This window comes from Terasakiella sediminum, from assembly GCF_033100395.1.
Taxonomy (GTDB): domain Bacteria; phylum Pseudomonadota; class Alphaproteobacteria; order Rhodospirillales; family Terasakiellaceae; genus Terasakiella.
The window spans coordinates 1-1565 of sequence record NZ_JAWLVJ010000061.1 but is presented as its reverse complement, the minus strand read 5'-3'; the positions used below and the strand labels follow the sequence as shown (position 1 = coordinate 1565).

General features: G+C 44.2%; 2 protein-coding genes. One reads left to right on the top strand and one right to left on the bottom strand.

The annotated features are described in order from the left end of the window. Window positions 1-138: 138 nt before the first annotated feature. Entirely contained in the window at window positions 139-690 is a 552-nt protein-coding gene (locus RYZ26_RS19800; protein ID WP_317684988.1) for a recombinase family protein, read from the bottom strand. Between the two features lie 762 nt (window positions 691-1452). Here RYZ26_RS19800 and RYZ26_RS19795 point away from each other — a divergent pair. Continuing rightward, window positions 1453-1565 (top strand): transposase (locus RYZ26_RS19795; RefSeq protein WP_317684989.1); only part of this gene is annotated, 113 nt, incomplete at its 3' end.

The following is a 1565-nucleotide window of genomic DNA, read 5'->3' as shown; positions in this document are numbered from 1 at the left end:
CAAATTACGCATAGACTTCTCCTCATAAAAAGAAGTCTTGAATCACATTCTACGCAATTTGTAAATCCACTTTGTCAACAGGACCTAGTGCGTCCAGTAATTCTGGAGCCCTTATTTTCTACGGGTCTTGGTTCTAACCTACTTCGCTTCTTTCAAGATCCTGTAGACGCTGGCAATCCCGATATTCAGCTCATCTGCAACTGCCTGATTTGTCATCCCCTGCTCTTTCAGATTCATGACTTGATCAGCTTTAGAACGCGCTGTTGGCTTACGCCCTTTGTATTTACCTTCGGTTTTCGCCTTTGCGATACCTTCACGCTGTCTTTCCAACATCATGCCCCGTTCGAACTGAGCAACCGAGCCCAAGACATTCAAGATGAGCTCCCCCGTCGGAGTGCATGTGTCAAACCCTAAGTCCATGATCTTCAGATGAGCGCTCTTCTCTTTGACCGTCTCGACAATCTCCCCCAGGTGTTTAACTGAACGCGCGAGGCGGTCCAGCTTAGTAACCACCAGAGTGTCATCCTTGCGGACAAAACGCAGAGCTGCCTCTAGTTCCTCCCTCGCACCCACTGAAGACACTTGTTCCTGAAAGACCTCTTCACACCCCAGAGCCTTCAGCTCCCGTAACTGGGCCTCTAACCCTGCGTCCTGTTCAAGTGTGCTTGTTCTGGCATAACCTACCAACATACCCACAACTCCTATCAATAGAATTTAAAGACACTATGATAATTAACTATCAAAATGTCAATATTAATTTATATGATAGTATTTCAGGAGCTATCACGAGAGCCTGATCTATTGATATTTGCCATATGAGATTATCGATGTACTCGCTGGCCTCTATAAGCGCTAGAAGTTGATAAAACACCATAAGCGCGATAAATCACTTCTTTCTTTAGAAGGAAGTCGATGTATTTACTCACGACATTATAAGGAGATCGGAAATCTGATCTGAATTCCTTCAGTTTAGATTCCATCATGTCTGTAAAATACCCTTCTAATTCGGACCGTATCCACCCCTGTCTCTCAACAAAAGGAAAAACCGAAATCTTCGAGAAGCGGAATTTGTCAGGGTTCGCAGCATTTTTTCTTATTACGAACTCTTCTAAGATTGCCGACTGCCAGCATTTATTCGGCACATTAAAGCAATAATCGCCTTTGAGTGGAATACCGACAGCAAATTCCATATTCATGTAACGAACTGACTGATACATTTTGAAAAAGTATTCTTTCTGTTGAGGTAATAAATCATCACCAGAAGCCTGAACAATCCTGCCCTCAAGGAAGGCCTTTGCCTTTTCGAAGGTTTGCTCCTCCTGCTCTTCTATCCACCGTTTCCTCTCTTGAAACTTCCGCCGCCTTTCTTCACGCTGACATTGAAGGGTTTTGGTCCCGTCCCTATAAAATAGAGGATACTTTCTGTTAGACTGAGATCAACAGGAGGAACTTATGAATCTCAAAAAATCAGACACGTTTAAATCGGAAGCCGTTCAGCTTGCCCTAACCAGTGGCTTGACTCGCAAACAAGTCGCTACGGACCTTGGTATAGGGTTTTCCACTCT